29 protein-coding genes are annotated in these 26,313 nt (G+C 62.4%); 12 read left to right on the top strand and 17 right to left on the bottom strand.

What is annotated here, in order from left to right; all coding sequences use genetic code 11:
- Window positions 1–27: 27 nt before the first annotated feature.
- From rnhA to EFR00_RS17085, 5 genes are all read right to left on the bottom strand, one after another.
- The gene (rnhA, locus tag EFR00_RS17105) at window positions 28–483 is read right to left on the bottom strand and encodes a ribonuclease HI (protein WP_009994544.1); all 456 of its coding nucleotides are present in this window, start codon (window positions 481–483) and stop codon (window positions 28–30) included.
- Window positions 480–1,445 (bottom strand): homoserine kinase, encoded by a 966-nt coding sequence (locus EFR00_RS17100; protein ID WP_009994545.1) that lies wholly within the window; start codon window positions 1,443–1,445, stop codon window positions 480–482. The genes rnhA and EFR00_RS17100 overlap by 4 nt, the downstream gene beginning before the upstream one ends.
- Before the next feature lie 54 nt (window positions 1,446–1,499).
- The gene (gene ispH, locus EFR00_RS17095; protein WP_039618273.1) at window positions 1,500–2,501 is read right to left on the bottom strand and encodes a 4-hydroxy-3-methylbut-2-enyl diphosphate reductase; all 1,002 of its coding nucleotides are present in this window, start codon (window positions 2,499–2,501) and stop codon (window positions 1,500–1,502) included.
- A gap of 138 nt (window positions 2,502–2,639) precedes the next feature.
- Entirely contained in the window at window positions 2,640–3,395 is a 756-nt protein-coding gene (locus tag EFR00_RS17090) for an SURF1 family protein (protein WP_009991967.1), read from the bottom strand.
- Window positions 3,388–3,768: a DUF983 domain-containing protein gene (locus tag EFR00_RS17085; protein ID WP_077990953.1), complete on the bottom strand. Its 381-nt coding sequence runs from the start codon at window positions 3,766–3,768 to the stop codon at window positions 3,388–3,390. The genes EFR00_RS17090 and EFR00_RS17085 overlap by 8 nt, the downstream gene beginning before the upstream one ends.
- Before the next feature lie 141 nt (window positions 3,769–3,909).
- On the opposite strand from EFR00_RS17085, the gene EFR00_RS17080 reads away from it, so the two are divergent.
- Window positions 3,910–4,551 (top strand): chloramphenicol phosphotransferase CPT family protein, encoded by a 642-nt coding sequence (locus EFR00_RS17080; protein ID WP_077990958.1) that lies wholly within the window; start codon window positions 3,910–3,912, stop codon window positions 4,549–4,551.
- Window positions 4,551–5,027 carry a GNAT family N-acetyltransferase gene (locus EFR00_RS17075; RefSeq protein ID WP_077990960.1) on the top strand — a complete coding sequence of 159 codons (477 nt, stop codon included), beginning with the start codon at window positions 4,551–4,553 and terminating at the stop codon, window positions 5,025–5,027. The genes EFR00_RS17080 and EFR00_RS17075 overlap by 1 nt, the downstream gene beginning before the upstream one ends.
- Before the next feature lie 11 nt (window positions 5,028–5,038).
- Here the strand turns inward: EFR00_RS17075 and EFR00_RS17070 are convergent, their stop codons facing one another.
- The 7 genes from EFR00_RS17070 to coxB all read right to left on the bottom strand — a co-directional run bounded on the left by EFR00_RS17070 (window position 5,039) and on the right by coxB (window position 11,261).
- On the bottom strand, window positions 5,039–5,521 hold the full coding sequence (locus EFR00_RS17070; RefSeq protein WP_009992277.1) for an HIT family protein: 483 nt from the start codon (window positions 5,519–5,521) through the stop codon (window positions 5,039–5,041).
- Window positions 5,522–5,954: 433 nt separating this feature from the next.
- A complete protein-coding gene (locus EFR00_RS17065) occupies window positions 5,955–6,833 on the bottom strand; it encodes a cytochrome c oxidase subunit 3 (protein WP_010055616.1) in 879 nt (292 codons plus the stop codon).
- Window positions 6,834–6,893: 60 nt separating this feature from the next.
- Window positions 6,894–7,502, bottom strand: coding sequence for a cytochrome c oxidase assembly protein (locus EFR00_RS17060; protein ID WP_077990962.1), 609 nt, complete (start codon window positions 7,500–7,502; stop codon window positions 6,894–6,896).
- Entirely contained in the window at window positions 7,499–7,639 is a 141-nt protein-coding gene (locus EFR00_RS33040; RefSeq protein ID WP_038687313.1) for a hypothetical protein, read from the bottom strand. The genes EFR00_RS17060 and EFR00_RS33040 overlap by 4 nt, the downstream gene beginning before the upstream one ends.
- A complete protein-coding gene (locus EFR00_RS17055; protein WP_077991119.1) occupies window positions 7,639–8,589 on the bottom strand; it encodes a heme o synthase in 951 nt (316 codons plus the stop codon). The genes EFR00_RS33040 and EFR00_RS17055 overlap by 1 nt, the downstream gene beginning before the upstream one ends.
- A gap of 68 nt (window positions 8,590–8,657) precedes the next feature.
- Entirely contained in the window at window positions 8,658–10,358 is a 1,701-nt protein-coding gene (gene ctaD / locus EFR00_RS17050) for a cytochrome c oxidase subunit I (protein ID WP_038687311.1), read from the bottom strand.
- Between the two features lie 18 nt (window positions 10,359–10,376).
- Window positions 10,377–11,261, bottom strand: coding sequence for a cytochrome c oxidase subunit II (gene coxB, locus EFR00_RS17045; RefSeq protein ID WP_077990963.1), 885 nt, complete (start codon window positions 11,259–11,261; stop codon window positions 10,377–10,379).
- Window positions 11,262–11,576: 315 nt separating this feature from the next.
- Between coxB and EFR00_RS17040 the strand changes: the two genes are divergently transcribed.
- The 3 genes from EFR00_RS17040 (at window position 11,577) to EFR00_RS17030 (ending at window position 14,468) form a co-directional block, all read left to right on the top strand.
- Window positions 11,577–12,239, top strand: a complete 663-nt coding sequence (locus EFR00_RS17040) for an invasion associated locus B family protein (RefSeq protein WP_077990964.1) — start codon at window positions 11,577–11,579, stop codon at window positions 12,237–12,239.
- A gap of 307 nt (window positions 12,240–12,546) precedes the next feature.
- Window positions 12,547–13,962: a metalloprotease TldD gene (gene tldD, locus EFR00_RS17035; protein ID WP_077990966.1), complete on the top strand. Its 1,416-nt coding sequence runs from the start codon at window positions 12,547–12,549 to the stop codon at window positions 13,960–13,962.
- Window positions 13,963–13,976: 14 nt separating this feature from the next.
- Entirely contained in the window at window positions 13,977–14,468 is a 492-nt protein-coding gene (locus EFR00_RS17030; RefSeq protein ID WP_077990967.1) for a GNAT family N-acetyltransferase, read from the top strand.
- A 19-nt stretch (window positions 14,469–14,487) separates the two neighbouring features.
- Here the strand turns inward: EFR00_RS17030 and EFR00_RS17025 are convergent, their stop codons facing one another.
- Both EFR00_RS17025 and EFR00_RS17020 read right to left on the bottom strand, forming a co-directional pair.
- Window positions 14,488–14,805 (bottom strand): pyrophosphohydrolase domain-containing protein, encoded by a 318-nt coding sequence (locus tag EFR00_RS17025; protein ID WP_009990581.1) that lies wholly within the window; start codon window positions 14,803–14,805, stop codon window positions 14,488–14,490.
- A gap of 77 nt (window positions 14,806–14,882) precedes the next feature.
- Window positions 14,883–16,166: a D-alanyl-D-alanine carboxypeptidase family protein gene (locus EFR00_RS17020; RefSeq protein WP_077990968.1), complete on the bottom strand. Its 1,284-nt coding sequence runs from the start codon at window positions 16,164–16,166 to the stop codon at window positions 14,883–14,885.
- 214 nt (window positions 16,167–16,380) lie between these two features.
- Between EFR00_RS17020 and EFR00_RS17015 the strand changes: the two genes are divergently transcribed.
- On the top strand, window positions 16,381–17,418 hold the full coding sequence (locus EFR00_RS17015; RefSeq protein ID WP_077990971.1) for a polysaccharide deacetylase family protein: 1,038 nt from the start codon (window positions 16,381–16,383) through the stop codon (window positions 17,416–17,418).
- Window positions 17,419–17,423: 5 nt separating this feature from the next.
- On the opposite strand, the gene pdxH is transcribed toward EFR00_RS17015, so the two are convergent.
- Window positions 17,424–18,044 (bottom strand): pyridoxamine 5'-phosphate oxidase, encoded by a 621-nt coding sequence (pdxH, locus tag EFR00_RS17010; RefSeq protein ID WP_077990973.1) that lies wholly within the window; start codon window positions 18,042–18,044, stop codon window positions 17,424–17,426.
- Between the two features lie 65 nt (window positions 18,045–18,109).
- On the opposite strand from pdxH, the gene EFR00_RS17005 reads away from it, so the two are divergent.
- The 4 genes from EFR00_RS17005 to EFR00_RS16990 all read left to right on the top strand — a co-directional run bounded on the left by EFR00_RS17005 (window position 18,110) and on the right by EFR00_RS16990 (window position 21,594).
- Entirely contained in the window at window positions 18,110–18,568 is a 459-nt protein-coding gene (locus EFR00_RS17005; protein ID WP_009991628.1) for an RT0821/Lpp0805 family surface protein, read from the top strand.
- A 281-nt stretch (window positions 18,569–18,849) separates the two neighbouring features.
- Window positions 18,850–20,043 carry a J domain-containing protein gene (locus tag EFR00_RS17000; protein WP_077991121.1) on the top strand — a complete coding sequence of 398 codons (1,194 nt, stop codon included), beginning with the start codon at window positions 18,850–18,852 and terminating at the stop codon, window positions 20,041–20,043.
- A 121-nt stretch (window positions 20,044–20,164) separates the two neighbouring features.
- Window positions 20,165–20,983: an enoyl-ACP reductase FabI gene (gene fabI, locus EFR00_RS16995; RefSeq protein ID WP_009995944.1), complete on the top strand. Its 819-nt coding sequence runs from the start codon at window positions 20,165–20,167 to the stop codon at window positions 20,981–20,983.
- 20 nt (window positions 20,984–21,003) lie between these two features.
- Window positions 21,004–21,594 carry a histidine phosphatase family protein gene (locus EFR00_RS16990; RefSeq protein ID WP_009995943.1) on the top strand — a complete coding sequence of 197 codons (591 nt, stop codon included), beginning with the start codon at window positions 21,004–21,006 and terminating at the stop codon, window positions 21,592–21,594.
- A 256-nt stretch (window positions 21,595–21,850) separates the two neighbouring features.
- On the opposite strand, the gene EFR00_RS16985 is transcribed toward EFR00_RS16990, so the two are convergent.
- Complete coding sequence (locus EFR00_RS16985) at window positions 21,851–22,111, bottom strand: DUF1344 domain-containing protein (RefSeq protein ID WP_003569889.1); 261 nt, start codon at window positions 22,109–22,111, stop codon at window positions 21,851–21,853.
- Window positions 22,112–22,464: 353 nt separating this feature from the next.
- Here EFR00_RS16985 and aroC point away from each other — a divergent pair, with 353 nt between their 5' ends.
- Both aroC and ribB read left to right on the top strand, forming a co-directional pair.
- Complete coding sequence (aroC, locus tag EFR00_RS16980; RefSeq protein ID WP_009995938.1) at window positions 22,465–23,562, top strand: chorismate synthase; 1,098 nt, start codon at window positions 22,465–22,467, stop codon at window positions 23,560–23,562.
- Between the two features lie 8 nt (window positions 23,563–23,570).
- Window positions 23,571–24,674: a 3,4-dihydroxy-2-butanone-4-phosphate synthase gene (gene ribB / locus EFR00_RS16975; protein WP_077990979.1), complete on the top strand. Its 1,104-nt coding sequence runs from the start codon at window positions 23,571–23,573 to the stop codon at window positions 24,672–24,674.
- 342 nt (window positions 24,675–25,016) lie between these two features.
- Here ribB and EFR00_RS16970 read toward each other — a convergent pair whose 3' ends face one another.
- Window positions 25,017–26,207, bottom strand: a complete 1,191-nt coding sequence (locus tag EFR00_RS16970) for a winged helix-turn-helix domain-containing protein (RefSeq protein ID WP_077990981.1) — start codon at window positions 26,205–26,207, stop codon at window positions 25,017–25,019.
- Window positions 26,208–26,313: the final 106 nt, after the last annotated feature.

Raw genomic sequence — 26,313 nt, 5'->3', positions numbered from 1 at the left:
TGTAAGCCCCCTAATCGCCGCCACACCCTAAACCGAAACCGCCTTACCCTTCTTGAACGGCTCCATGCCCCGGCGGGCAAGTTCATCCGCACGTTCGTTTTCCGGGTGGCCGGCGTGGCCCTTGACCCAGTGCAGCGTCACCTTGTGGCGGTTGCGGGCTTCTTCCAGCGCCTGCCAGAGTTCGGCGTTCTTCACCGGCTTCTTGTCCGATGTCTTCCAGCCGTTTTTCTTCCAGCCGAAAATCCACTTGGAGATGCCGTCCTTGACATAGGCGCTGTCGGTATAAAGGTCGACCTCGCAAGGGGTTTTCAGCGCCTGCAGGGCAGAGATCGCCGCCATGAGTTCCATGCGGTTGTTGGTCGTGTCTGCTTCGCCGCCGCAAAGCTCCTTTTCGACGTCGCCGTAACGCAGCACCGCGCCCCAGCCGCCGGGACCGGGATTGCCGGAGCATGCGCCGTCGGTGAAGATATCGACGTGTTTCATAGGCTCAACCCGTATTCGGCGGCCGAGCCGATCTGGCGGTGGAAGCGCAGTTTGCGCAGATATTCGAGCGGGTCCTTTTTGGTGACCATGGCGCCCTCCGGCGTTGTCAGCCAATCGTAGAGCCGGGTCAGGAAGAAGCGCAGCGCCGAACCGCGCGACAGCACCGGCAAGGCGGCGATCTCTTCGCTGCTCAAGGGGCGCACGCTCTGGTAACCCTCGAGCATCGCCGTGCCCTTGGTGATGTTGTAGGCGCAGTCCTTCTCGAAGCACCAGGCATTCAGGCAGATCGAGACGTCATAGGCGAGCAGGTCGTTGCAGGCGAAATAGAAATCGATCAGGCCCGAGAGCTCATCACCGAGGAAGAAGACGTTGTCGGGGAAAAGATCGGCATGGATGACGCCGGCCGGCAGGTCGGCTGGCCAGGCGGCGGCGAGGAAATCGAGTTCGCTGCGGATTTCATCCTGCAGCCCGGGCTCGACCTCGTCGGCGCGCGCCGCGGATTTTTCCCAGAGTGTGCGCCAGCCGTCGATCGACAGCGCGTTCGGCCGCTTCAGCTCGAAACCCTCGCCCGCCACATGCATTTGGGCGAGCGCCCGGCCGACTTCGCGGCAATGCTTTGCCTCCGGCTTTCTCAGCCACATGCCTTCGAGGAAGGAGATCAGCGCCGCCGGGCGGCCGGAGAGTGAGCCGAGCAGCGCGCCGTCGCGGCGCGGCAGCGGCAGCGGGCAGGACAGGCCGCGGGCGGCAAGATGCTGCATCAGGCCGAGGAAGAACGGCAGATCGGCCTTTTCCACTCGCTTCTCGTAAAGCGTCAGGATCAGCGGCTCCTTGGAGGTGTGCAGCAGGAAGTTGGAATTTTCCACACCTTCGGCGATGCCCTTGTAGGAGAGCAGGCTTCCCGCATCATAGTCGGTCAGGAACCACTTCAGATCGTCTTCGGCGATATCGGTATAGACTGCCAAGTGAGGTCTCGTCTTCGCGTTATGGATGGTGGATGGGCCGGACCGCGGTTCGGCCTAGCCGTTGACGAAGGCCATGTCGGCCGCCGTCAGCTCGATGCTGCGCAGCTCGCGATTGACCAGGAAATTCTCGGTTTCCTGCACCGTTTCGGCCAGTTCGACACGGGCGTCGAAGCGGGCGCGGAACGCCTCGATGATCTCGTTGACGATGACCTCGGGCGCGGAAGCGCCGGCGGAAAGGCCGAGCGTCGAGATCGCACCGATCTCGTCCCAGTCGAGTTCGGCGGCGCGTTGCACCAGGATCGATTTCTTCGCCCCTGCCCTCAGCGCCACTTCGACCAAACGCTTGGAATTGGAGGAATTCGGCGCGCCGACGATGATGAAGAGATCGCAGCCGGGGGCCGCCTGCTTCACCACTTCCTGGCGATTGGTCGTCGCATAACAGATCGAATCGGCCGCCGGCGCTGTGAGCTTGGGAAAACGCTCCTGCAGGCGGGCGATGACGCCGGCCGTATCGTCGACCGACAGCGTCGTCTGGGTGACATAGCCGAGATTGTCCGGGTCGGCGGGCGCGTAGGCGTCGGCATCCTCGATCGTCTCGATCAGCGAGACAGAGCCCTCCGGCAGCTGTCCCATCGTGCCGATCACCTCAGGATGACCGGCATGGCCGATCAGGACGACATGGCGGCCGAGGCGGTTGTGGCGCATCGCCTGCTTGTGGACCTTGGAAACCAGCGGACAGGTGGCGTCGAGATAGAAGAGGTTTCGGCTAACCGCATCCTCCGGCACGGATTTCGGCACGCCATGGGCGGAGAAGACCACCGGCTGGGCGCGATGCTCGGCCGGGATCTCGTCCAGTTCCTCGACGAAGACGGCGCCCTTGGCCTCCAGCCCCTCGACGACATAACGATTGTGGACGATCTCGTGGCGCACATAGACCGGAGCGCCATAGGATTTCAGCGCCAGCACGACGATCTGGATGGCGCGGTCGACGCCGGCGCAGAAGCCGCGCGGCCCGCAGAGCCTGATCGTCAAGGGAGGTTTCGCCGCAATATTCATGTCTTTTCCGTCAAGAATTCATATTCCTGTACCTGTCACAGGAATGAGGGAGAACGTGGCCAGGTCCAGCTTCAACAGCGACGTCCCGCGAGGTCGTAATCGACGTCTAGCCCAATATAGTCGAGAATTGAAGCGATACTATTGCGAGGGTTTGTTGCCCGGCTTGCGGAACCAGGAGATCGCCACCACGACGACGAGCACGGCGGCCAGGCCATACCAGGTGAAGGCATATTGCAGATGGTCGTTCGGCAGATCGACCTGGGTGACGCCGCCGATCGGCAGGCCGGCCGGATTGGGCGCTGAATCGGCATCGACGAAAAAGGGGATGACACGCCCCTTCTCCAGCCCGACGCTGTCGGCCATGACGTCGAGGTCCTTCCAGTAGAAGATGTTCTTGGCGACGTCATTGTCCGGCACCAGCGAGGAGGGCTTGCCGGGAAGTTTTGCCCGCGCCAGGCCGGTGACGGTCTGCTGATCCGTCAACTGGCCCTGCATGCGCATTTCCGGTTCCTTGTTCTCATAGGGAACGAAGCCGCGATTGACGAAGAGGACCCGGCCGTCGGCAAGCTCGAGCGGGGTGTAGACGTAAAAGCCGGCCTGGCCGCGCCAGGTGGCGAAGAAATGCCGCTCCTTGTTGTTGATATAGCGGCCGGTAGCGGTGACCTTGCGGTATTCGATGTCGCCGCCGGATGCCGCGATTGCCTCGATATCGGCGAGCGGCACGGGCGCGGCAGCCTGGCGCGCGGCGATATCGGCGAGCAGGCCCTCTTTCCAGTGGAGACGCTCCACCTGCCAGGTGCCGAGCGAGATCAGGATGGCGAGCGCAATCAGCACCAGCACGCCTGTTATCACAGGCAGCCGGCGGCGCGGGGCGGCGCGGTCGATATCAGTCACTCAGGCGTCCCTCGCGGGCATTGTGGCGGTATTGCATGGCGATCAGGATGCCCTTGAACCAGCGCAGCGTCAGCAGCGACAGGATGATCGTCAGCGGCCCGAACAGCAGGATATGCACCCAGATCGGCGGGCCGTAATTCACCTGCAGCCAGAGCACCATGCCGATGATGACAAAGCCGACGATGAGGATGACGAAGACAGCAGGACCGTCGCCGGAATCGGCGAAGGAATAATCGAGGCCGCAGGAGGCGCAACGCGGCTTTACCCCGAGCAGGCCATCGAACAGCTGGCCTTGACCGCAGCGCGGGCAGCAGCCCTTGATACCTGTTTTAACAGGATCGACGGGGGGAAAATGAGCGCTGTCCTCGTTCATGCCATTCCTTCCCGCAGTTGCCTTCGCGGTCGCGGCTTGTTCAATGCTGCCTTAACTCTCCCATAATGTATTCGCATCCCGAATGGAAAGGCCTGCGCGGTTTCGCCTCACCGATTCGCGCCAAACAGAAGAAGAAGAACGATGACCCATGACAGCCATGCCGGGCAGATCATCATCCTGAACGGTGCGCCGCGGAGCGGCAAATCCAGCATCGCCCGGGCAATCCAGGAGGAATTCGAGGGACCGTGGATCAACCTCGGCGTCGACAGCTACAATGCCATGACGCCGAAGCGCTATTTGCCCGGCATCGGCCTCAGACCCGGCGGCGAGCGGCCGGAGTTGGAAGAGCTGATACCATTCCTCTATGCCGCCCTCTATGAATCGATCGCCATCCATGCCGGGCTCGGCCTCAACGTGGTCGCCGATCTCGGCCATCACGACAGCTACTCACAGCCGCTCGGCATTCTCGGCGATTGCGCCCGGCGCCTTGAAGGATTTTCCGTGCTGTTCGTCGGCGTGCGCTGTCCGATCGAGACAATCATGCAGCGGCGGGAGGTTGCAGAGGGGGGCCGCGAGACACTGTATCTGCGCGCCACTGACGACGTGCCGATCCCCGAACCGGTGCAGCGATGGCAGGACGAAGTGCACCGGCCCGGCATTTACGACATCGAGGTCGATACGTCGGTGCTGACCGCTCTGGAATGCGCCGAGGCGATCCGCCACCGGCTCGATCTCGGCATCCCCGAACCTTCAGCCTTCGAGAGAATCGCTGGCGGGCGCTGATGGCTGTAGAACTTCTGCCCGTGAAAGAGGCCGAGGATTGGCTGGCCTATCATGCCATTCGGCGGCACGTCTTGTTCGAACTGCGTGGCCTCGATGGTTACGACGACAAACATCCGGATGAGCATGACGCGAGCCATATACCCCTTCTACTGAGGAAGGATGGCATAGCACTCGGCACAGTTCGCCTTGACCTGTCGAACGGCCAGTCCGGTGTCGTGCGACTTGTCGCCATCATGCCGGAATATCAGAGACAGGGGCTCGGGCGGATTTTGATGTCCGAAGTCGAGAGGCTGTCGGCATGGCATGGCCTCTGCCGCCTGGAGGTCCATGCGGCGCCGGATGCTGTGCCTTTCTACGAAAAGCTTGGCTGGGTCATGGTCGATGCCGGCAAAAGCAGTCCGCTCATGGCGAAGGACATTCAGTCATCCCGTCATGGCAGCGGATCCGGCGACGATCCGTCGTTCCCGCGCCGGTAGGCGTTTGGCGATCAAGCTCGCATTGCTTCCCGCAGCAATTCAATGGTCTGCGTGACGGATCGGCCTTCAACCTGGGGCGGCAGCGCGCGCTCGCAAAACTCGCGCCAGACAAACAGCGTCAGCTCAGCGCCGTCTGTCGGGGTTTCTCCCGGCCCGTCCGCAAAATTCTGAAGCACGCGATAGCGGCTGTCTTTCCAGAACAGTTCCTCCACCCAAGCATAGATCGGGATCACATGAAAATGGATGGGATAGCCGGGAGAGTGTCCAAACCGGCCGATATAAATGCGTTGCGCTCCCAGTTTCCGCTTCAGTACGTCCTGAGCTTTCGCCAGCAATGGACCAAGCTCCGTTAATGCGGCTTCGGACAGATCGGAAAGATCGTTGGTGTCCAGCTTGGAACTGATCATGAGATAACCGGGAAGAGCGGAATTCACCCGGTGGTTCACCAGCCATCCATCCGTCTCGACAACATGAAAACGATCGGGGATCTGCAAATTGCCTACTCCTCTATGAATTCAGGAATTTTGCAGATGGAGCACTCAAGACCTCTCCCGGATCATGCCAATGCTCTATCGATGACAAAGAATGGATGAGTGTCCGCCTCCTGCCAATCGTACGCCTCACTGTTCGTCATGCTCGGCATCCATGCACGCGCTCCGTCTTGTCCCAGGAGATCGCGGGGACGGCCCCCTCATCCGCCTGCCGGCACCTTCTCCCCGTAAACGGGGCGAAGGAGGATAGCCGCGACCTCTCCGTTCCCCACTAACCTCTCGCAGGGCACGTCCCCTCGCCCCGTTTACGGGGAGAGGGTTAGGGTGAGGGGCAGCCATTGTTCCGAACCGGGCAGCCGCGCAATGACGGAGGATGGAGCGAACCATACAAAAAAGGCGGGCACCAGGCCCGCCTTTCGTTTCAATATCTTCCCGATCAACCGGCTGCGACGGGTGCGCCCCAGCCGCCCCAGACGTAGATGCAGAAGAACAGGAACAGCCAGACGACGTCGACGAAGTGCCAGTACCAGGCGGCCGCCTCGAAGCCGAAATGCTGTTTCGGGGTGAAGTCGCCGCGCAGCGCGCGCAGCAGGCAGACCAGCAGGAAAATGGTGCCGACGAGGACGTGGAAACCGTGGAAACCGGTCGCCATGAAGAAGGTCGCGCCGTAGATCGAATTCTTGAAGGCGAAAGGCGCATGAGCATATTCATAGGCCTGGACGGTGGAGAAGAATATGCCGAGCAGCACGGTCAGCGTCAGGCCCTGGATCAGGCCCTTGCGGTCATTGTGCAGCAGCGCATGGTGCGCCCAGGTGACCGTCGTGCCGGACAGCAGCAGGATGACGGTGTTGTAGATCGGCAGGTGCCAGGGATCGAGGACCTCGATGCCCTTCGGCGGCCAGACGCCGCCGGTATAGGCGAGCCGCGAGGCCTGGATTGCCTCGTTCGGATAGAGGCTGGCGTCGAAATAGGCCCAGAACCAGGCGACGAAGAACATCACTTCGGAAGCGATGAACATGATCATGCCGTAGCGCAGGTGCAGCGAGACGACGCGGGTATGGGCGCCCTCATGGGCTTCCTTCACCGTATCGGCCCACCAGCCGTACATGACGTAGAGAACCAGCACGAGGCCGATATAGAAGAGCCAGGGATTGGCGAGCTCGGCGCCGGCAACCTTGAACGAGCCGCCGTTCAGGTAGCGCATGTAGCAGACGCCGCCGATCGCCATGATGAAGGCGCCGAACGAGGCGAGAATCGGCCACGGGCTCGGATCGATGATGTGGTAGTCGTGATTCTTCTGGTGCGCATCGGCCATGTAGCTATCCCCGGATGTCTTCCTCACTTCGCTCCCGGCATAGCCGGAAACGAGCCTTGATCAAAGTTTCTTTTCTATCTTCACCGCTCCACCCTCATTCGAAGCGACAGGCTTCGGACCCTCTTTCGGATAGAACGTATATGACAACGTCACCGTGTGGATATCCTTCGATTCCACCGCCTTGACGATATCAGGGTCGATGTAGAACACGACCGGCATTTCCAGCTTCTCGCCCGGCTTCAGGTCCGTGTCGGTAAAGCAGAAACATTGCACCTTGTTGAAATAGGCGCCCGCTTCGCCCGGCGTGACGTTGAACACCGCCTGGCCGCGCTGGATCTCGTTCGAGCGATTCTCGGCGACGAAATTGACCTGGATGGTTTCGCCGATCTTCGGATTGACCTCGCGCTCGACCGGCTTGAAATTCCATTGCAGGCCCGGCGCAACATTGGCGTCGAAGGTCACCCGCATCTTGCGGTCGAGGACGACGCTCGACATCTGCTCGACGCGCTGGGTCGTGCCGTTATAGCCCGTCACCTGGCAGAAGAGACGGTAGAGCGGCACGGCGGCATAGCTCATCGCCCCCATGCCGAAGACGAAGCTCAGGCACATCATGACGACGGCGCCGTTGTTGCGCCCCTGCTTCCTCGGTGCGGCGGCCTTGTCGCTCATCCGGCTGCTCCCCCACCCATCTTCACGATCGCCATCACGTAGAAGAGAACGACGAGACCGGCGAGCACCAGCCCGAGGGCGATGTTGCGGTTGCGGCGCGACTTCATCTGCTTTTCGGTGAGCTTGACGAGATCCATCAGAACAAGCCTCCCGCTTGCGAAACCAGCATGGCGGCCAGCCGGTCGATCATCAGGGCGGAGAAGACGGCGAACAGATAGAAGATCGAGAAGGCGAAGAGCTTCTTTGCCGGGATCATCTTCAGATCGCCGTCCGGCATGCGCCAGACCGCGATGGAACAGTAGACGAAGATCGCCCCGAGGGCGGCGGCGACGAGGCCGTAACCGTAGCTGGCAAAACCGAGGAAGGACGGCAGGACCGCACAGACGGCCGTCAGCACCGCATAAGCGACGATTTGATGTTTGGTGACCCGCTCGCCGGAAACATTCGGCAGCATCGGCACGCCGACAGCCTCGTAATCGCGCATCTTGAAGAGGGCAAGCGCCCAGAAATGCGCCGGCGTCCATAGGAAGATGATCAGGAAGAGCACCGTGCTCTCGATCGTCACCGTGTTCGTCACGCAGGCCCAGCCGATCATCGGCGGAAAGGCGCCGGCGGCACCGCCGATGACGATGTTCTGCGGCGTCGAGCGCTTCAGCCACATGGTGTAGATGACGGCGTAGAAGAAGATGGTGAAGGCGAGGATGCCGGCCGACAGCCAGTTGACGGCAAGGCCGAGAATGACGACCGAAAAGCCCGACAGCACCAGGCCGAAGGCCAGCGCCTCGGAGGGCGCGATGCGGCCGGCCGGGATAGGACGCTTGGCGGTGCGGCTCATGACGGCGTCGATATCGGCGTCGTACCACATGTTGAGCGCACCGGAGGCGCCGGCGCCGACGGCGATGCAGAGGATGGCGATCAGGCCGAGGACCGGATTGATATGGCCCGGCGCCAGCACCAGGCCGGCAAAAGCAGTGAAGACCACGAGCGACATCACCCGTGGCTTCAAGAGTTCGAAGTAATCGCGTGCGCTGGCTTCCGACAATTCGCCGTCCTCTGCAAGCGCCTCGTGATTGTCGATGACCGTCATCATTCCGTCCTGAATGTCTCAATGTCAGGACGCCGTATCGAGATGCGGCGTCCTGTTATCCGCACAGTTTACTTGATGCGCGGCAGCTGTTCCCACTGGTGGTAGGGCGGCGGCGAAGGCAGCTGCCATTCGAGCGTCGTCGCGCCTTCGCCCCACGGATTGTCGCCCGCCACGCGCTTCTTGGCGAGGGCCTCGAAGACGCAGAAGAGGAAGACCACCACGCCGAAGGCCGAGATGTAGGAGCCGACGGAGGAGACGTAGTTCCAGCCGGCATAGGCATCGGGATAGTCGATGTAGCGGCGCGGCATGCCGGCGAGGCCGAGGAAGTGCTGCGGGAAGAACACCAGGTTGACGCCGATGAACATGATCCAGAAGTGCAGCTTGCCCAGGAATTCGCTGTAGAGGTAGCCGGTCATCTTCGGGAACCAGTAATACCAGCCGGCGAAGATCGCGAAGACGGCGCCGAGCGACAGAACGTAGTGGAAGTGCGCCACGACGTAATAGGTGTCATGCAGCGACCGGTCGAGACCGGCATTGGCGAGCTGGACACCGGTGACGCCGCCGACCGTGAACAGGAAGATGAAGCCGATCGCCCAGAGCATCGGCGTGCGGAACGAGATCGAGCCGCCCCACATCGTCGCGATCCAGGAGAAGATCTTCACGCCCGTCGGAACGGCGATGACCATCGTGGCGAAGACGAAGTAGCGCTGCGCGTCGAGCGACAGGCCGACCGTGTACATGTGGTGGGCCCAGACGACGAAGCCGACGGCGCCGATCGCGACCATGGCGTAGGCCATGCCGAGGTAACCGAAGATCGGCTTCTTCGAGAAGGTCGAGATGATGTGGCTGACCATGCCGAAGCCCGGCAGGATGAGGATGTAGACCTCGGGGTGACCGAAGAACCAGAACAGGTGCTGGTAGAGGATCGGATCGCCGCCGCCTTCCGGAGAAAAGAAGGCCGTGCCGAAATTGCGGTCGGTGAGCATCATGGTGATGCCACCCGCCAGAACCGGCAGCGACAAGAGGAGCAGGAAGGCAGTGATCAGCACCGACCACGCGAACAGCGGCATCTTGTGCAGGGTCATGCCGGGCGCGCGCATGTTGAGGATGGTGGTGATGAAGTTGATCGCACCGAGGATCGACGAGGCGCCGGCAATATGGAGCGCGAAGATCGCAAGGTCGACTGCCGGCCCCGGCATGCCGCTGGTCGACAGCGGCGGATACATCGTCCAACCGCCGCCGGCGCCATAAGCGCCTGCGGGACCTTCAACGAACATCGAAAGCAGCAGCAGGATAAAGGCCGGTACGATCAGCCAGAAGGAGATGTTGTTGAGGCGCGGGAAGGCCATGTCGGGGGCGCCGATCATGATCGGCACCATCCAGTTGGCGAAACCGCCGATCATCGCCGGCATGACCATGAAGAAGATCATGATCAGCGCGTGCGCGGTCGTGAACATGTTGAACATCTGCTTGGCGCCGTCGATTGCGGCATCGCCCTCATAGCCGTAGACCATCGAGGCCAGGCCGTGGAAGATCTGGATGCCCGGCTCCTGCAGCTCCATGCGCATGGCCACCGACAGAGCGCCGCCGATGATGCCGGCAATGATCGCGAAGATCAGGTAGAGCGTGCCGATGTCCTTGTGGTTGGTCGAAAACAGCCAGCGATTGACAAAGCTCGGCGTGTGCCCGTGATCGTGGTCATGATCATGGGCGTGGTCATCATGGGCATGACCGTGAGAATGATCGTCGTGAGCGGAAGGTCCAGCCATTGTCCCGATCCCCTTTAATTACTGTGCTTCGGCGACGTCGACGGTCTTTGCGGGACCATCGGTTGCGGCCATGAGTGTCTTATAGGCGCCGGGCAGGTCGCTGGCGGCCGTGGTCAGCCACTGCTTGTACTTGTCCTCGGAAACGACGCGGATGGCGATCGGCATGAACGCATGGTCCTTGCCGCAGAGCTCGGAACACTGGCCGTAGAACAGGCCTTCGCGCTCGGCCTTGAACCAGGTTTCGTTCAGGCGGCCGGGAACCGCGTCGATCTTCACGCCGAAGGAGGGCATCGCGAAGGCGTGGATGACGTCGGTCGGCGCGGCAGTGACGAGAACGCGCACGGTCTTGTTGACCGGCAGGACAAGCTCGTTGTCGACGGCGAGAAGCCGGGGATAGACCGACTTGTCTTCCTTGCCGGCGGCGGCGCGGTCCTGATCCTTCAGGAGATAGGAATCGAAGGCCAGCGGCGTTTCGCCCGAGCCCTCATATTCATAATTCCACTGCCACTGGGTGGCGGTCGCCTTGACCGTGACGTCGGGATTTTCCGGCAGCGTCAGCTGCGCCGTCAGCAGGTTGAAGGAGGGAATGGCAAGAAGCAGCAGCACCAGGACCGGCCCCACGGTCCAGATGACCTCGATGAGCGTGTTGTGGCTCGTTCTCGAGGGCACCGGATTGGCGCTGGCGCGGAACTTGACGCAGACGAGAATGAGCAGGATCAGAACGAAGAGCGTGATCGGAACGATAAACCACAGGGTATATTGTTCGAACCACTGGATTTCCCGCATGATCGGCGTCGCAGCCGGCTGCAGCGTCGCCTGCCACGGCGTCGGCTGGTCGGCATATGTGCCGGAAGCAAAAAGCAGACAGACCAGCGCGGTCAGAGCTGCATAAGCCTTCTTCATCACCTTATTATCTCCCTCGAGCGCTTGACCTGCAAAACCAATGCAGAATCCTTGCCATCTTCAGCGCTTCAAACCACAGTTTGGCATTTGCCGCAACAGGCCAGAGCAATTGTCTATGCGGCATTTTTGCTTAAAGCATAGGCAGGCCCGAACGGCAAAACATCACAAGTTTTTCATCAGCATATGAAAAAACACCTTTCCGGCCAATCCGGCCGCCGCACATTCTTGCCGAAAGGTCCAATTTCTGCCGCAGTCCCCCGGTTTTCACGGGGTGGGGCTTTTCATTTCCGGTGGGCAGCTTCAACAATAGCCGCAATGATTCGATATCCAGAGGTTTTCATGGGTTTCCGTTCCCTCGCGCAGTCGCTCGTCGTGACTGTCAGCATCGCGGCTGCCGCGGCGACGCCCGTTTTCGCACAGCAACCCGCTCCCTCCCCGGCCCCGCCCACCGCACCAGCACCGGCCGCCCCGGCGCCTGCCCCGCAGCAGCCGAACGCCGCCAGCCCGAAAGTCGAACCGGTGACGCCCGGCCAGACGCAGCCGCAGGCGCCGGGCACGGTGAAATCCAATCATGGCGCCTGGTCCGTTGTCTGCGACAAGCCGGCCGGCGCTTCGGCCGAACAATGCGCGCTGATGCAGAACGTCATCGCCGAGGACCGGCCGGAAGTCGGGCTTTCCGTCGTCGTCCTGAAGACGGCCGACCGCAAGTCGAAGATCCTGCGCGTGCTTGCCCCTCTCGGTGTACTGCTGCCGAACGGCCTCGGCCTCAATGTCGACGGCAAGGATATCGGCCGCGCCTATTTCGTCCGCTGCTTCGCCGATGGCTGTTATGCCGAAGTCGTGCTCGAGGACGAGTTGCTGAAGACCTTCCGCAGCGGCGCTCAGGCAACCTTCATCGTCTTCCAGACTCCGGAAGAAGGCATCGGCATCCCCGTCGACCTCAAGGGTTTTGCCGAGGGTTTTGACGCGCTGCCGTAAGGGCAATTTCCGTCTCCTGGTCCGCCCCTCATCCGCCTGCCGGCACCTTCTCCCCGCTCGCGGGGCGAAGGGGCATCGCCGCAACCTCTCGGTTCCCCGCCCACGTTTCGCAGGGCACGTCCCCTCTCCCCGTTCACGGGGAGAGGGTTAGGGTGAGGGGCAGCATCCGCTGAACGGGCCAGTGTCGCACAAGACCGAGTACCTTCTCCCAACAAAGAATAATTCCGCCGCAGGGCTTCACTCTTTATCAGGTAGAGCCCTATCTAGGTGAGTAAGCGCATTCCCGCATGCCCATTGGAGCCAGACCATGACCACCGATCTCCTGACGCTTTTCGATGCCGACGAAGCCACGATGCGGGGCCTTGTCGCCGAGGCGCTCGCCGGCGCCGATGACGGCGAGCTCTTCATCGAGCATGCGCAGGCCGAAGCGCTGACCTTCGACAATGGCCGGCTGAAGGGCGGCAGCTTCAATACCGAGCAGGGTTTCGGCCTTCGCGCCGTTGCCGGCGAAGCGGTGGGTTATGCCCATGCGGGCGATCTTTCCGTCACGGCGTTGAAACGGGCGGCCGATGCCGTCAGTGCGGTCACACGCGGCTATGCCGGCAGCTATGCAGCGGCGCCCCAGCGCACGAACCGCAAGCTCTATACCGACGAAAATCCGATCGGCTCACCGAGCTTCGAGGAAAAGGTGAAGGTGCTGACCGAGATCGACGCCTATCTCAGGAACAAGAACGACAAGGTGAGACAGGTAACGGCTTCGGTGGCTGCAAGCTGGCAGATGGTCGACATCCTGCGCGCCGACGGCCATCGCGTCCAGGACATCCGCCCGATGACGCGTATCAACATCTCGGTCGTGGTCGGCGATGGCGACCGGCAGGAAAGCGGCTCCTATGGCCAGGGCGGCCGCATCGGCTTCGGCGATTTCATCGCGACGGGAAGCTGGAAGCTCGGCGCCGACGAGGCGCTGCGCCAGGCGCTCGTCAATCTCGAAGCGATCGATGCGCCGGCAGGCACGATGGACGTCGTTCTCGGCTCCGGCTGGCCGGGCGTGATGCTGCACGAGGCGGTCGGTCATGGGCTTGAAGGCGATTTCAACCGCAAGAAGACGTCGGCCTTCTCAGGCCTTCTCGGCCAGATTGTCGCAGCGCCCGGTGTCACCGTCGTCGACGACGGCACGATCGACAACCGCCGCGGCTCGATCACCGTCGACGATGAGGGCACGCCATCCGGCTACAATGTGCTGATCGAGAACGGCAAGCTCGTCGGCTATATGCAGGACCGGCAGAATGCCCGGCTGATGGGCATGGCGGCCACCGGCAACGGCCGCCGCCAGGGTTATGCGCATGTGCCGATGCCGCGCATGACCAACACCTACATGCTCGGCGGCGACAAGACACCTGATGAAATCATCGCCTCGGTAAGGAAGGGCATTTATGCCGTCTCCTTCGGCGGCGGCCAGGTCGACATCACCTCCGGCAAATTCGTCTTCGGCTGCACCGAGGCCTACCTGATCGAGAACGGCAAGGTCGGTGCGCCGATCAAGGGCGCCATGCTGATCGGCAACGGCCCGGACGCGATGAAGCGGGTCACGATGATCGGCAACGACATGAAGCTCGACACCGGCATCGGCAATTGCGGCAAGGCTGGCCAATGGGTTCCGGTCGGCGTCGGCCAGCCGCATCTGCGCATGGATCAGGTCACCGTCGGCGGCACGCAGACCTGAGGCGGGAGGAGCTGATGGCGGAGATCGAAATCAGACCTTTTGCCGAAGGCGACGCCGACGACGTGCTGTCGGTGATCCTGCCGATCCAGCGCGAGGAATTCGGCATCGACATCACCGCCGATGCGCAGCCGGATTTGAGGGTCATTCCGGATTTCTACCAGTCCGGCAAAGGCCAGTTCTGGGTCGCGGTCAAGGACGGCGCGATCGTCGGCACGCTGGGCTTGAAGGATATCGGCAACAACCAGGCGGCGCTGCGCAAGATGTTCGTCGCCGCCGAGGTGCGCGGCCGCGAACATGGCGTCGCGGCGCTGCTGCTCGAGCGCATGTTTACCCATGCGAGGGATGCCGGCCTCAGCGACATCTTCCTCGGCACGACGGACAAGTTTGTCGCTGCCCATCGCTTCTACGAGAAGAACGGTTTTACCGAAATTGCCAAGAGCGCCCTGCCCCGCGCCTTCCCGCTGATGGCGGTGGACAACAAGTTCTATCGCTACAAGCTCGGCTGATTCACGCGGCCGATATGCCTCAGCTCTTCGGCAGCTCCGCCGGCTGAAACAGCCACTTGCGTTCGATCGCCGCGGCAAGATCGATATCGTTGCTGCGGGCAAACAGCAGGAGATGGCCGAGGAGGTCGGCGGTCTCGTCGGCCAGATCGCGCCGCATCTCCTCGGGCGAGCGGCCTTTGGCACGGCCCCGGCCGGTCAGCCGGTTCCAGGCCTGTGTCAGTTCGCCCATTTCTTCCTGCAGCTTCAAGAGAAACCAATCGGCATCGCGTTCGATACCGTTTGCGGCGACATGGGCGGCGGATGAGATTTCGAACTGGTCAGCAAGACGACGCAACATCAGCGTTCTCCTTTTGTTTATGGAGGAGACGCTGATTCCCGATGCTTGTCCAGAGCGGCTTGCCAGCGATGCGGCGATCAGCCGTGGTCCGGCAGCAGCATGCAGTCGTAGGAGCGCTGCTTCAGCGCATCGCAAGCCGAAACGGCGGCGTCCCTGCTGGCAAAACCGACGAAGCGGGCGCGATAAATCCTGTTGGCGCCCTCCCCGACCGCCTCGGTATAGGGCGAGGCGGAAACGAGCGGCGCGCCGCCTTCCGATTGCGCCTGGGCGAGGAGCGCTCGCGCCGCATCGGCGCTCGGGGCGGCCGAGATCTGGATCTGCCAGTCTCCATCAGCCTTTTTCGCCGAGGTCTTCGATGTCTTGCCGGCATTCAGGATCTCATCCATCGCGACCGGACGGTCCAACGGCACGACGGCGTCATCGGCATAGGCCAGGCTCTTCGACGCGAGGTCGTCGGCCGGGCGCGGCGCGTTGAGCGGTACCGGGACATCGGAAGCATCGGCGGCGGAAGCGACTTCGACGGCCTCCTTGGCGCCGACGCTCGCCACCAGCCTGGCGCCGCCGGAAGACGAGGCGCGGCCGAGATAGCGGTCGAGCAGCGCCGCCATCTTGGCGTCGCGGCTGCGGGCGGTGCGGCCGCCGAGCACGACGCCGACGACGCGGCGGTTACCGTCCCTGACGGCGCTGACGAGGTTGAAGCCCGAGGCGTTGGTATAACCGGTCTTGATGCCGTCCATGCCCTGGTAGCGATACATGAGATTGTTGTGGCCGCGCACGGTCTTGCCGCGAAAATTGAAGCTCGCCATCGAAAACAGGCGGTATTCATTCGGATAATTCTTCATCAGCGCCACGCCGAGCGTCGACATGTCGCGCGCCGTCGTCACCTGGCTGCTGTTCGGCAGGCCGGATGCGTTGAGGAAGACGGTGCGGCTCATGCCGAGCTGGCGGGCTTTTGCCGTCATCATCCGGGCAAAACCGCTCTCCGAGCCGCCGAGCGTCTCGGCCATGGCGGCGGCGGCGTCATTAGCGGATTTGACGATCATGCCATAGACCGCCTCGCGCACCGTGATGGTGCCGCCCGCTTTGACACCGAGCTTGGTCGGCGGCCGCGCGGCCGCGTATTTCGACATTCTGATCGGCGTATCCCAGGTGATCTTGCCGCGCTTCAGCGCCTCGAAGGTGAGATAGAGCGTCATCATCTTCGTCAGCGAGGCCGGATGGTTCAGCGTATCGGCGTTTTCGGAGGCAAGAACCTTGCCGGTGCGGGCATCGAGGATCAGCGAGGCGCTGCCGGCAAGAGCCGCAAGCGGTGCCGAAACGGCCAGCGTCACGGTCAAAACAGCCGCCAATAGCTTTCTCATGGAATTCCCCCTGATGCGCTGGCTCTCATAGGCCGGCCTGTGTCGTAATGTGACAGAAGCCGCAAGTTTGTCGCGACTTTGCGGCAACGCCTAACATTTTTCTAGCCTTTTCATCGTCTTGGTTAACAAAAAACGAAAGAAGCTGTGCGCAAACGGGATTCAGCAAGGCTTAAGCCGCTCTTGCTAGTTTGCCGTAAAAGGCGATGGGCGGGGCATGACGGGACAATTGAAGCGGCTGGCAAAACGCGTGGCGATCGGCGCCGGGCTCGAGGTGTCATGGCTGATCGCCTCTGCCGGGCTGATGCCACAAGCGCGCGGGCGCGGCGTCATCTTCACGCTTCACCATGTCCGCCCGCATGTGAGCCAGGCCTTCGAGCCGAACGCGCATCTGGAAATCACCCCTGCCTTTCTCGATGCCGCGCTGCGCCGGCTGACGCGGGAGGGCTATCGTTTCGTGCCGCTCGATCGGGTGCCGGAGCTGTTGGCGGAGCCGGAGGGCGGCAGGCCATTTGCAGCCTTCACGCTCGACGACGGTTACCGCAACAATCTGGAGCATGCGCTGCCGGTATTCGAACGGCACCAGGCGCCGTTCACGGTTTTCGTCAGCCAGGGTTTTGCCGAAGGCTCCCACAGCATCTGGTGGGAGACGCTCGCCGTGCTGCTGCGCAGCCGAAACGAGATCCGTTTCGACTTCGGCGGCGGCCGGGAGTGCCTGGCGCTCGACCGTCCGCAGCAGCAGTGGAACGCCTTCGATCGCTTTGCCGCTTACATCCACCGTACGGACGAGGCACGCGCCGTCGCCGCCATCGACAGCCTGGCGCGGGAAAACGGCATCGAGCCGACGGAAATCGTGCGTGAGCTGGTCATGGGACCCGGTGAGCTGCAATGGCTTGCCAGACGTCCGCTCGCCGCACTTGGGGCACACACGATCAGCCACCGCGCCCTTGCCCGGCTGCCGGCAGCCGAAGCGCGGATAGAGATGCAGGTTTCGGCCGATTATGTCGAGGGGCTGACCGGCATCCGCCCCGATACGATCGCCTATCCCTACGGCACGCCGCAGGCTGCCACCGCCCGCGAGGCGCGGATTGCCGGCGATCTCGGCTTTTCGGTCGCCGTTACCACGCAGCCGGGGCTGCCGGCAGCCGCCAGCACCGCCTATCTGCCGCGCATGTCGCTGAACGGCTTCTACCAGAAGCGACGCTACGTCTCGGCGCTTGCCTCCGGCATACCGCTGAAGCTCATGGGCAGGTAAACCGATCACGGATACATCCGCACCTTTTCCCATGCCCCGACCGGCGTGGGTCGGCGGAATTCGATGCGGTCGTGCAGGCGGAATGCCTGATCCTTCCAGAATTCGATCGAGGTCGGCCGAATGCGGAAGCCCGACCAGTGGGAGGGCCGCGGAATATCGCCGATGGCATAGCGGGCGGTATATTCGGCCACCGCCTTCTCGAGCGCGAATCGGCTTTCGAGCGGGCGGGATTGTTTGGAAGCCCAGGCGCCGATGCGGCTGCCGCGCGCCCGTGTTTGGAAATAGGCGTCGGCCTCGGCGTCGCTGACGATCTCGACCGGGCCGCGCAGCCTGACCTGCCGGCGCAGGCTTTTCCAGTGGAAACACATGGCGGCTTTCCTCTGACCCAAGATTTCGTGACCTTTCCGGCTCTCGAAATTGGTGTAGAAGACGAAACCGTCATCATCGAATCCCTTCAGGAGAACCATGCGGACATTGGGAAGACCATCCTCGTCTACCGTCGCCAGCGCCACGGCATTCGGATCGTTCGGCTCCGAGGCCTCCGCCTCCTTCAGCCATTCGGCAAAGAGCTTGAAGGGCTCGCCACTTTCGGTAAAGTCACCGGTTGTTAACTCGTTTGCCGACATATTGGTTCAAATGCCCCGGATTGTTCAAAACTCGCCCAGCTTTTCATAACTGGACAGGATGCAGGGTGGAAGTCATAGCAAAGTCATATCGCCATACAAAGGGTCTGCGGCAACGCAGCAGCGCCGTCCTGATCCTCGGCGTCGCAATGCTGTCGCTTTCCGGTTGCGTTGGCGGCGGCATGGATTTCTTGAGCGAAGCCAAGGTCGATCGGTCGGTGGCAACAGGCACGGTGCCGCAGACGCCGCCGAGCACCGACACGCTCTCGGACGAGATGACGGTGCGCAACGCCGTGACTTCGGCCGATGTGAACAGGCTCGAAGGCCAGCCGCTTCCCTGGGCGAATGCATCGACCGGCAGCGCCGGCGTCATCGATACGATCGTCGAAAACAATGAGGCGGGCCAGGTCTGCCGGCAGTTCCGCACCACCCGGCATTCTTATGTCGGCATCGCCAAATTCTACGGCAAGACCTGCCTCGTCGGCGGCGGCAACTGGCAACTCCTGAGCTTCCAGCCGGAAAGTTGATCCGGCGGGAAAGCTGACGCTAATCTGGCGCGCCGACAGGTTAACGGCCGCCGGCTTTCCGCCGAATGCTTAGCAAAGAGCTAACCATTTCCGGCAAAACACTCCCAATCCTTCCACAGAAATAAGAAGTGATTAGCAACTCGGCCGCACGATCGGCGTTGAGAGTGCCCTGCATGCCTTTGCGGCCGGTGGCGCCTCACAGCGTTGATATTGGACTTTGATATTGGGCGGGAATGCCGGGCAAGGACAGGCGCCCGCATCGCAACACCGGCGGTTTTGACATGCGCGATCCTTATAAAATTCTGGGCGTCAAGCGCGACGCGGCGGCGGACGAGATCAAGGCGGCCTGGCGCAACATGGCCAAGGCTGCCCATCCCGATCACAACCAGGATGATCCGACGGCGACCGCCCGGTTCGCCGAAATCGGCCGCGCCTATGAAACGCTGAGGGATCCGCGCAAACGCAGCCTGTTCGACAATGCCGTGCGCATGGCGGAAGCCAAGAAGCAAGAACAGACGATCATGCAGCAGCGCCAGGCCGCACGTGAGGCCGCGGCCCGCGCCAGGGCGGCGCAGGCCAATGCCGAGCGGGTGATGGAAGAGCTTGCCCGGGCTGCCCAGAAGACCGCGGCCGAAGGCTCCAGGCAGCAGGCGGCCGCCGGCGAAGGCGCCGAAGAGATGGTGGAACGCATTTTCGGCGCGCAGGCCCGCGCTGCGGCGGGCGGCCAGGCGCAGGGTCGCGCCCACCATGCCCAGAATCAGCAAACCCAGTATCAGCAGACTCACAATCAGCAGACGCAGGGCCAGACACAGGCCGAAGCGGGCAAGCGCGCCGAGGGCGACGCCGCCGAAGCCGAGGAGGAAGCCGGCGAGGCGGCCAATAATGCCGGCGCCAACCTGCCGCTGCCGCTCAGTATACTGACATCGCTGGTGCGCCGTTTCACCGGCGCCAAGGATACCGGCCTCGAAAAAGCGCCCGACGAGGTGACGACGGCGACGGTGACGATCGACGATGTGCTGAAGAGCGGCTGGATCACCGCATCGCTGCCCGAGGGCCGCGAGATCGGCTTCGCATTGCCTGCGGGCACGACGGATGGTCACGAGATCCGGCTCAAGGGACAGGGCTTCAAGCTGCCGGGCATGCAGCGCGGCGACGCCGTCGTCAATATCCGCATCGCCGCCGATCCGCGCTTCACCGTCGACGGTTTCGACCTGCACGCCGTGCTGCCGCTCAGCATCGAAAATGCCGTGCTCGGCACCGAAGCGCGCATCGACGGGCCGGCTGGGCCGCTTGATATCACCGTTCCCGCCTGGTCGGGCTCGGACAAGACGATCCGGATTCCTGCTCAGGGATTGCCGCGGGAAGACGGCAGCAGAGGCGATCTCGTCGTCGAATTGCGCATTATCCTGTGGGAAAAACCAGACGACAAGATCACCGATCTCATGCGCAGCATGCGCGAAGGTCTGTTTCTATGAAATTTTTATGACTTTCGCACCCTTTGTTACGATCCCTAACAGTTGATGATCCAGGCCAAGCTTGAACCGATTAACGGCCTATGCCATAGGCAGGATCGATCAGAATCCTAGGGAGCGAAATATGGCTCAAGCATCCGGCCTCATGGCAGGCAAACGCGGCGTCATCATGGGTGTCGCCAACAATCGTTCGATTGCGTGGGGTATTGCCAAGGCCATTCATGCGCAGGGCGGAGAAGTTGCGCTCACCTATCAGGGCGATGCGCTGAAGAAGCGTGTCGAGCCGCTCGCCGCCGAAATCGAAGCGGCGCTCGTCGGCCACTGCGACGTCGCCGATGAAGCCACCATCGACGCGGTCTTCGAGAATGTCGAAAAGCTCTGGGGCAAGATCGATTTCCTCGTGCATGCGATCGGCTTTTCCGACAAGGACGAGTTGACCGGCCGCTACATCGACACCTCGCCCGACAATTTCAACAAGACGATGCAGATCTCCGTCTATTCCTTCACCTCGGTCGCACGCCGCGCCGAGAAGCTGATGACGGAAGGCGGCTCGATGCTGACGCTGACCTATTACGGCGCCGAGAAGGTGATGCCGAACTATAACGTCATGGGTGTCGCCAAGGCCGCGCTCGAAGCCAGCGTCAAATATCTCGCCGTCGACCTCGGGCCGCAGAACATCCGCGTCAACGCCGTTTCGGCCGGACCAATCAAGACACTTGCCGCCTCCGGCATCGGCGATTTCCGCTACATTCTGAAGTGGAACGAATATAACGCCCCGCTGCGGCGCACCGTCACCATCGAAGAAGTCGGCGATGTCGGCCTCTATCTGCTGTCCGACCTGTCGCGCTCGGTCACCGGTGAAGTGCACCATGCCGACAGCGGCTATCATGTCATCGGCATGAAGGCGGTCGACGCGCCGGATATTTCGGTCGTCAAGGACTAAATGCCGCCGGAGTCTTGACCGTGCTTATCTATGTGATCAGACACGGTCAGACGGACTGGAATGCCGAGCGCCGCCTGCAGGGCCAGAAGGACATTCCGATGAACGCCATCGGCCTGGAACAGGCCCGGCGGAACGGCATTGCTCTGGCGGAGATTCTCGGCGATACGGTCGGCGAATTCGATTTCGTCGCCAGCCCGCTTGGGCGCACGCGCGCGACCATGGAGATCATGCGCGCCGCCATGGGCCTGCCGCCGCTTGCCTATCGCACCGATCCGCGGCTGGTGGAGATTTCCTTCGGCGATTGGGAGGGTTCGACGCTCAAGGAGCTGAAGGCGACGCAGGCCGAGCGGGTGGCCGAACGCAATGCCTCGAAATGGGATTTCATCCCGCCCGGCGACGATGCGGAAAGCTATGAGATTCTCTCCTGGCGCACCGGCGCATGGCTGCGCTCCGTCGATCGCCCAACCGTCTGCGTTACCCATGGCGGCGTCATCCGCACGCTTTTCCAGATGGTTGCCGACCTGCCGAAAAGCAGCGCTGCCGAAGGCGGCATCCCGCAGGACCAGATCGTCAGGATCGACACGAATGACCGGACGATCGTCTGGCTGTAGGTCGTCACCAGCCAGCTTTCGCTCAGTAGGTCGGCTTGCGTTACGAGCAAGTTGTTAGGCCCAAGAGATCGCCGATATGTGCCCCTCATCCGGCTGCCGCCACCTTCTCCCCGCGCGCGGGGCGAAGGGACATGCCGCACTCTCTCGCTCCCCTCGACCTCGCAGGGCACGTCCCCTCGCCCCGTTTACGGGAAGAGGGTAAGGGTGAGGGGCCGCGATCGGCGCGAACCTCGCCGGATCATTCGCCAGAAACCTCTTACTTGACGATGTCGAGATCGTTGATGACGCGCTTGCCGTCGACTTCGGTATAGAAGACGATCACTTTGACGCCGGCTTCGAGGCCGTCGAAGTTGAATTCCTCAGGCGCCTGATAGGTCTTGCCGTCGTCGAGCGTCAGCACCAGATTGGCCGTGTCGACCTTCTTGATCGTCGCCTCGACGTCGGCGCTCTCGGCAAAGCCGCTCATCGGCGACAGGAAACTTGCTGTGGCCAAAAGCGTGGCGACGACGAAACGCATGGCAACAATCCTTTTGAAACGCTGCACGAGAAGACTGGCCACAGATAAGCTCCTGAATATGGCGAAAATTGCCCGTAAGAATGGCTTTTCACGCCTCATTGATGAATAGGATTTTAAATATAATCAAGATGCCGCGTTAACCCAGGTCTGCCTCGCGGCCGCTGCGTCCCGCGCCACGTGGCCGGCTTGGAGCCGGCCATCCATCGCAAAGTCCGGGAACAGCATTTCGGCAGCGGCCGGTTTGACGCAAAGAAAGGCTTTTGACCGGGCGGCTTTTTGGCCTATGAGTGACGCGCCTTTTTCAAGCAATGGCGCGGCCGGCGGCGACCGGCGCTGGCGCCACGTGGGAACACATGTCGCACAATACATTCGGTCACCTCTTCCGCGTAACCACCTGGGGCGAAAGCCATGGTCCGGCGCTCGGCTGCGTCGTCGACGGCTGCCCTCCGGGGCTGCGCTTCAAGCTCGCCGATCTCCAGGTCTGGCTCGACAAGCGCAAGCCGGGCCAATCCCGCTTCGTCACGCAGCGCCGTGAGGACGATCTGGTGAAGGTGCTCTCAGGCGTCATGCTCGATGCCGACGGCGAGACGATGACGACGACAGGCACGCCGATTTCGATGCTGATCGAAAACACCGACCAGCGCTCTAAGGATTATGGCGAGATCGCCCGGCAATACCGCCCCGGCCATGCCGACTTTACCTATGACCTCAAATACGGCATTCGCGATTATCGCGGCGGCGGCCGTTCCTCGGCTCGCGAAACCGCCGCGCGTGTTGCCGCCGGCGGCATTGCCCGGCTCGTCGTGCCCAGTGTGACCGTGCGCGGCGCCTTGGTGCAGATCGGCAAACACAAGATCGACCGCCGCAACTGGGATTGGGACCAGGTCGGTCAGAACCCGTTCTTCTCCCCCGATGCGGCGATCGTGCCGGTTTGGGAGGAATATCTCGATGGCATTCGCAAGGCCGGCTCGTCGATCGGCGCCGTCATCGAAGTGATCGCCGAGGGTGTGCCGGCCGGCCTCGGCGCGCCGATCTATGCCAAGCTCGACCAGGACATCGCCTCGCTGCTGATGTCGATCAATGCCGTCAAGGGCGTGGAGATCGGCAATGGTTTTGCCGCTGCCGAGACCTCGGGCGAAGATAATGCCGACGAGATGCGCATGGGCAATGACGGTACGCCGATCTTCCTTTCCAACAATGCCGGCGGTATTCTTGGCGGGATATCGACCGGGCAGCCTGTCGTGGCGCGGTTCGCCGTCAAGCCGACTTCCTCGATCCTGACCGAACGCCAGTCGATCGACGCCGACGGCAAGAATGTCGATGTCCGCACCAAGGGCCGGCACGACCCCTGCGTCGGCATTCGCGCCGTGCCGATCGGCGAGGCGATGGTCGCCTGCGCCATCGCCGATCATTATCTTCGCGACCGCGGCCAGACCGGCCGTCTGAAATAGGAGCGTCCATGTCTTACGATCAGAAACGCGTCGTCGACGCCATCAGGGCCTTCGAGGCCGGCGAAATCGTCGTCGTCATGGACGACGATGACCGCGAGAACGAGGGCGATCTGATCGTCGCCGCCGTGCACACCACGCCGGAAAAGATGGCCTTCATCGTCCGCCACACCTCCGGCATCGTCTGCGCGCCGATGCCGAAGGAAGAGGCCAAACGCCTCAACCTCAACGCCATGGTGGCGGAAAACGATTCGGCCCACACGACCGCCTTCACCGTCTCGGTCGATTTCAAGCACGGTACGACGACCGGCATTTCCGCCGACGACCGGACGCTGACGGTGCGCAACCTCGCCAACCCGAATGTCGGGGCCGCCGATTTCGTCCGTCCCGGCCACATCTTCCCACTGGTTTCACGCGAAGGCGGGGTGCTGATGCGCTCCGGCCATACGGAAGCCGCCGTCGACCTCTGCCGGCTCGCCGGCCTGCCGCCGATCGGCGTCATCTCCGAACTCGTCAACGATGACGGCACCGTCACGCGCGGGCCGCAGGTGGTCGATTTCGCCGAAAAGCACGGGCTGAAGCTCGTCTCTGTCGCCGATCTCATCGCCTATCGCCAGCGCAAGGAAACGTTGGTCGAGCATGGCGCGAGCTTCGACATCGACACGGCCTTCGGCAAGGCCAGGGCCCATACCTATGCCCTGCCCTGGGACCCGATGCAGCATCTCGCCGTCGTCTTCGGCGACATCCGCGACGGCATCGATATCCCAGTGCGCCTGCATCCGGAAAATGTGGCGGAAGACCTGTTCGGCAGGAAGAGCCCGGTCGATTTCTACATGGAGAAGATCGCAGCGGAGGGGCGCGGCGTCATCGTTTATCTCCGCGAGGGCTCCGTCGGCGTCGGCCACTACGACAACGGCCGCAAGGCCCGCAACCAGGGCCGCGAAGCCCATGCCGAAGCGCAGAGCCGCGAAAGCGAATGGCTTGAAATCGGCCTCGGCGCCCAGATCCTCAAGGACCTCGGCGTCAGCTCGATCAAGCTGCTGACCAGCCGCGAGCGTCACTATGTCGGCCTCGAAGGTTTCGGGATCAAGATCAGCAAGACGGAGATTTGCTGAGGGGAGGCCTCGCGACTCCCTCATCAAGATCAGTTTAGGCCGTGAGCGGCTGTCCGTTTTCGCTAGCGGATGGCGTTGAAAAACGTCTGCGGTGAATGGGTTTTCTCCTGCCTACCCCACTCTCCGTCATGCTCGGCCTTGAGCCGAGCATCCACGCCGCATCCACCGGCAGTCGTGGCATGGATCCCAGGCTCAAGGCCTGGGATGACGGAGAGTGTGGTTGGCGTTGTTGCCAAACTCGCGGTCGGCGTACAGAGGCGCACCGCTGCTGGCGTTACATTCCGCCGGCACTTATTACGGCCGCGCTTGCGAGGGCGCTGTAACGGGCAGCGGCTAATTCACTTACCCTCTCCACCCATCCAACCACACCACCTTCTCCACGCCGGCAAACCGCGCCACCCGATCGAGCTCCGCTTCCAGCCGCTCCAGCCGTCCTGCCGATGGCTTCACGCCCGGTTCCAGCCAGAGCCGCCTGACATCGAGCGTCGATTTCTTCCGGTCCGCCTTCATGTCGATGCGGCCGACCAGTCGGTCGCCTTCGAGCAGCGGGAAGACGTAATAGCCATATTCGCGCTTCGGCTCGGGCACGAAAACCTCGATGCGGTAGAAGAAGCCGAACAGGCGTTCGGTGCGGTTGCGGTCGCGGATCATCGGGTCGAAGGGGCTGAGCACGCGGATGCGGGGCGGTGCGTCGGGATGGCTGTCGAGCGTCGAGAAGAAATCGGCAAAGGCCCAGGAGGCGCGCGCCTTGTCGCCCGTCGCCGGCTCGATCAGCACTTCGGTCAGTTCATCGCGATGGGCCGATACCCAGGCCTTGGCTTCCTCAGGCGAGACGAGGTTCCAGAAGGCCGATATTTCGCCATGGGTGGCAAAGCCGAGGCGGGTGAGCGCGCTGCGGCAGGCCCAGTCGACGAAGTCTTCGCGGCCGACCTCCTGCTCGCGGAATTCCGCCGGAATGACCCGCTCCGTGAGATCATAGATCTTCTGGAAGTTCGAGCGGCCGGCGATGGCGAGCTTGCCGGTGTGCCAGAAATATTCGAGCGCCGTCTTGTTCGGATGCCAGTTCCACCAGCCGCCGGAGACATGGCCGTCGGCCTTGACGTCGCGCGCCAGCATCGCCCCCTCGCGACGCACACGCTCATAGGTCTCCTCGAAGGCCGCCTCGAAACCCTCGCCGCGCCATTTGCGCCAGCGCTCGATCAAGACCTTTTCCTGGTGGCGGAACTTGTGCTTCCAATAGACGAAGAAGGCGCTCGGCAGGATCGAGGCATCGTGCGTCCAGTGCTCGAACAGCGCACGTTCCTTTTCTAGCAGCGCCGTCAGGTGCTCGCGCCTGTAGGTCTGGTTGCGGGAAAACAGGATCTGGTGATGCGCCCGCTCCACCGTCTGGATGCTGTCCACCTGGACGAAACCCAGCTCATGGATGAGCTGCAGCAGGCCCTGCTTGGTCAAGGCGCGGTTCGGCGGGGCGCTGAGGCCCTGCTTGGCGAGGAAGACCCGGCGGGCATCGGCATTGGAGAGCAGATTCGTCATAGGCGCATCATATCGCGGAAAATCTTCCTAGCCACCCGATATCGAGATTTGCTCTTCATCACCCTGGATTACCCGTATAGAAGCGCTGCTGTCAGGTTGGCGCGAA

This window comes from Rhizobium sophoriradicis (assembly GCF_003939025.1).
GTDB classification, from domain to species: Bacteria; Pseudomonadota; Alphaproteobacteria; order Rhizobiales; family Rhizobiaceae; genus Rhizobium; species Rhizobium sophoriradicis.
The sequence above is the reverse complement of the archived record's forward strand: the minus strand, read 5'-3'. Positions and strand labels throughout refer to the sequence as shown.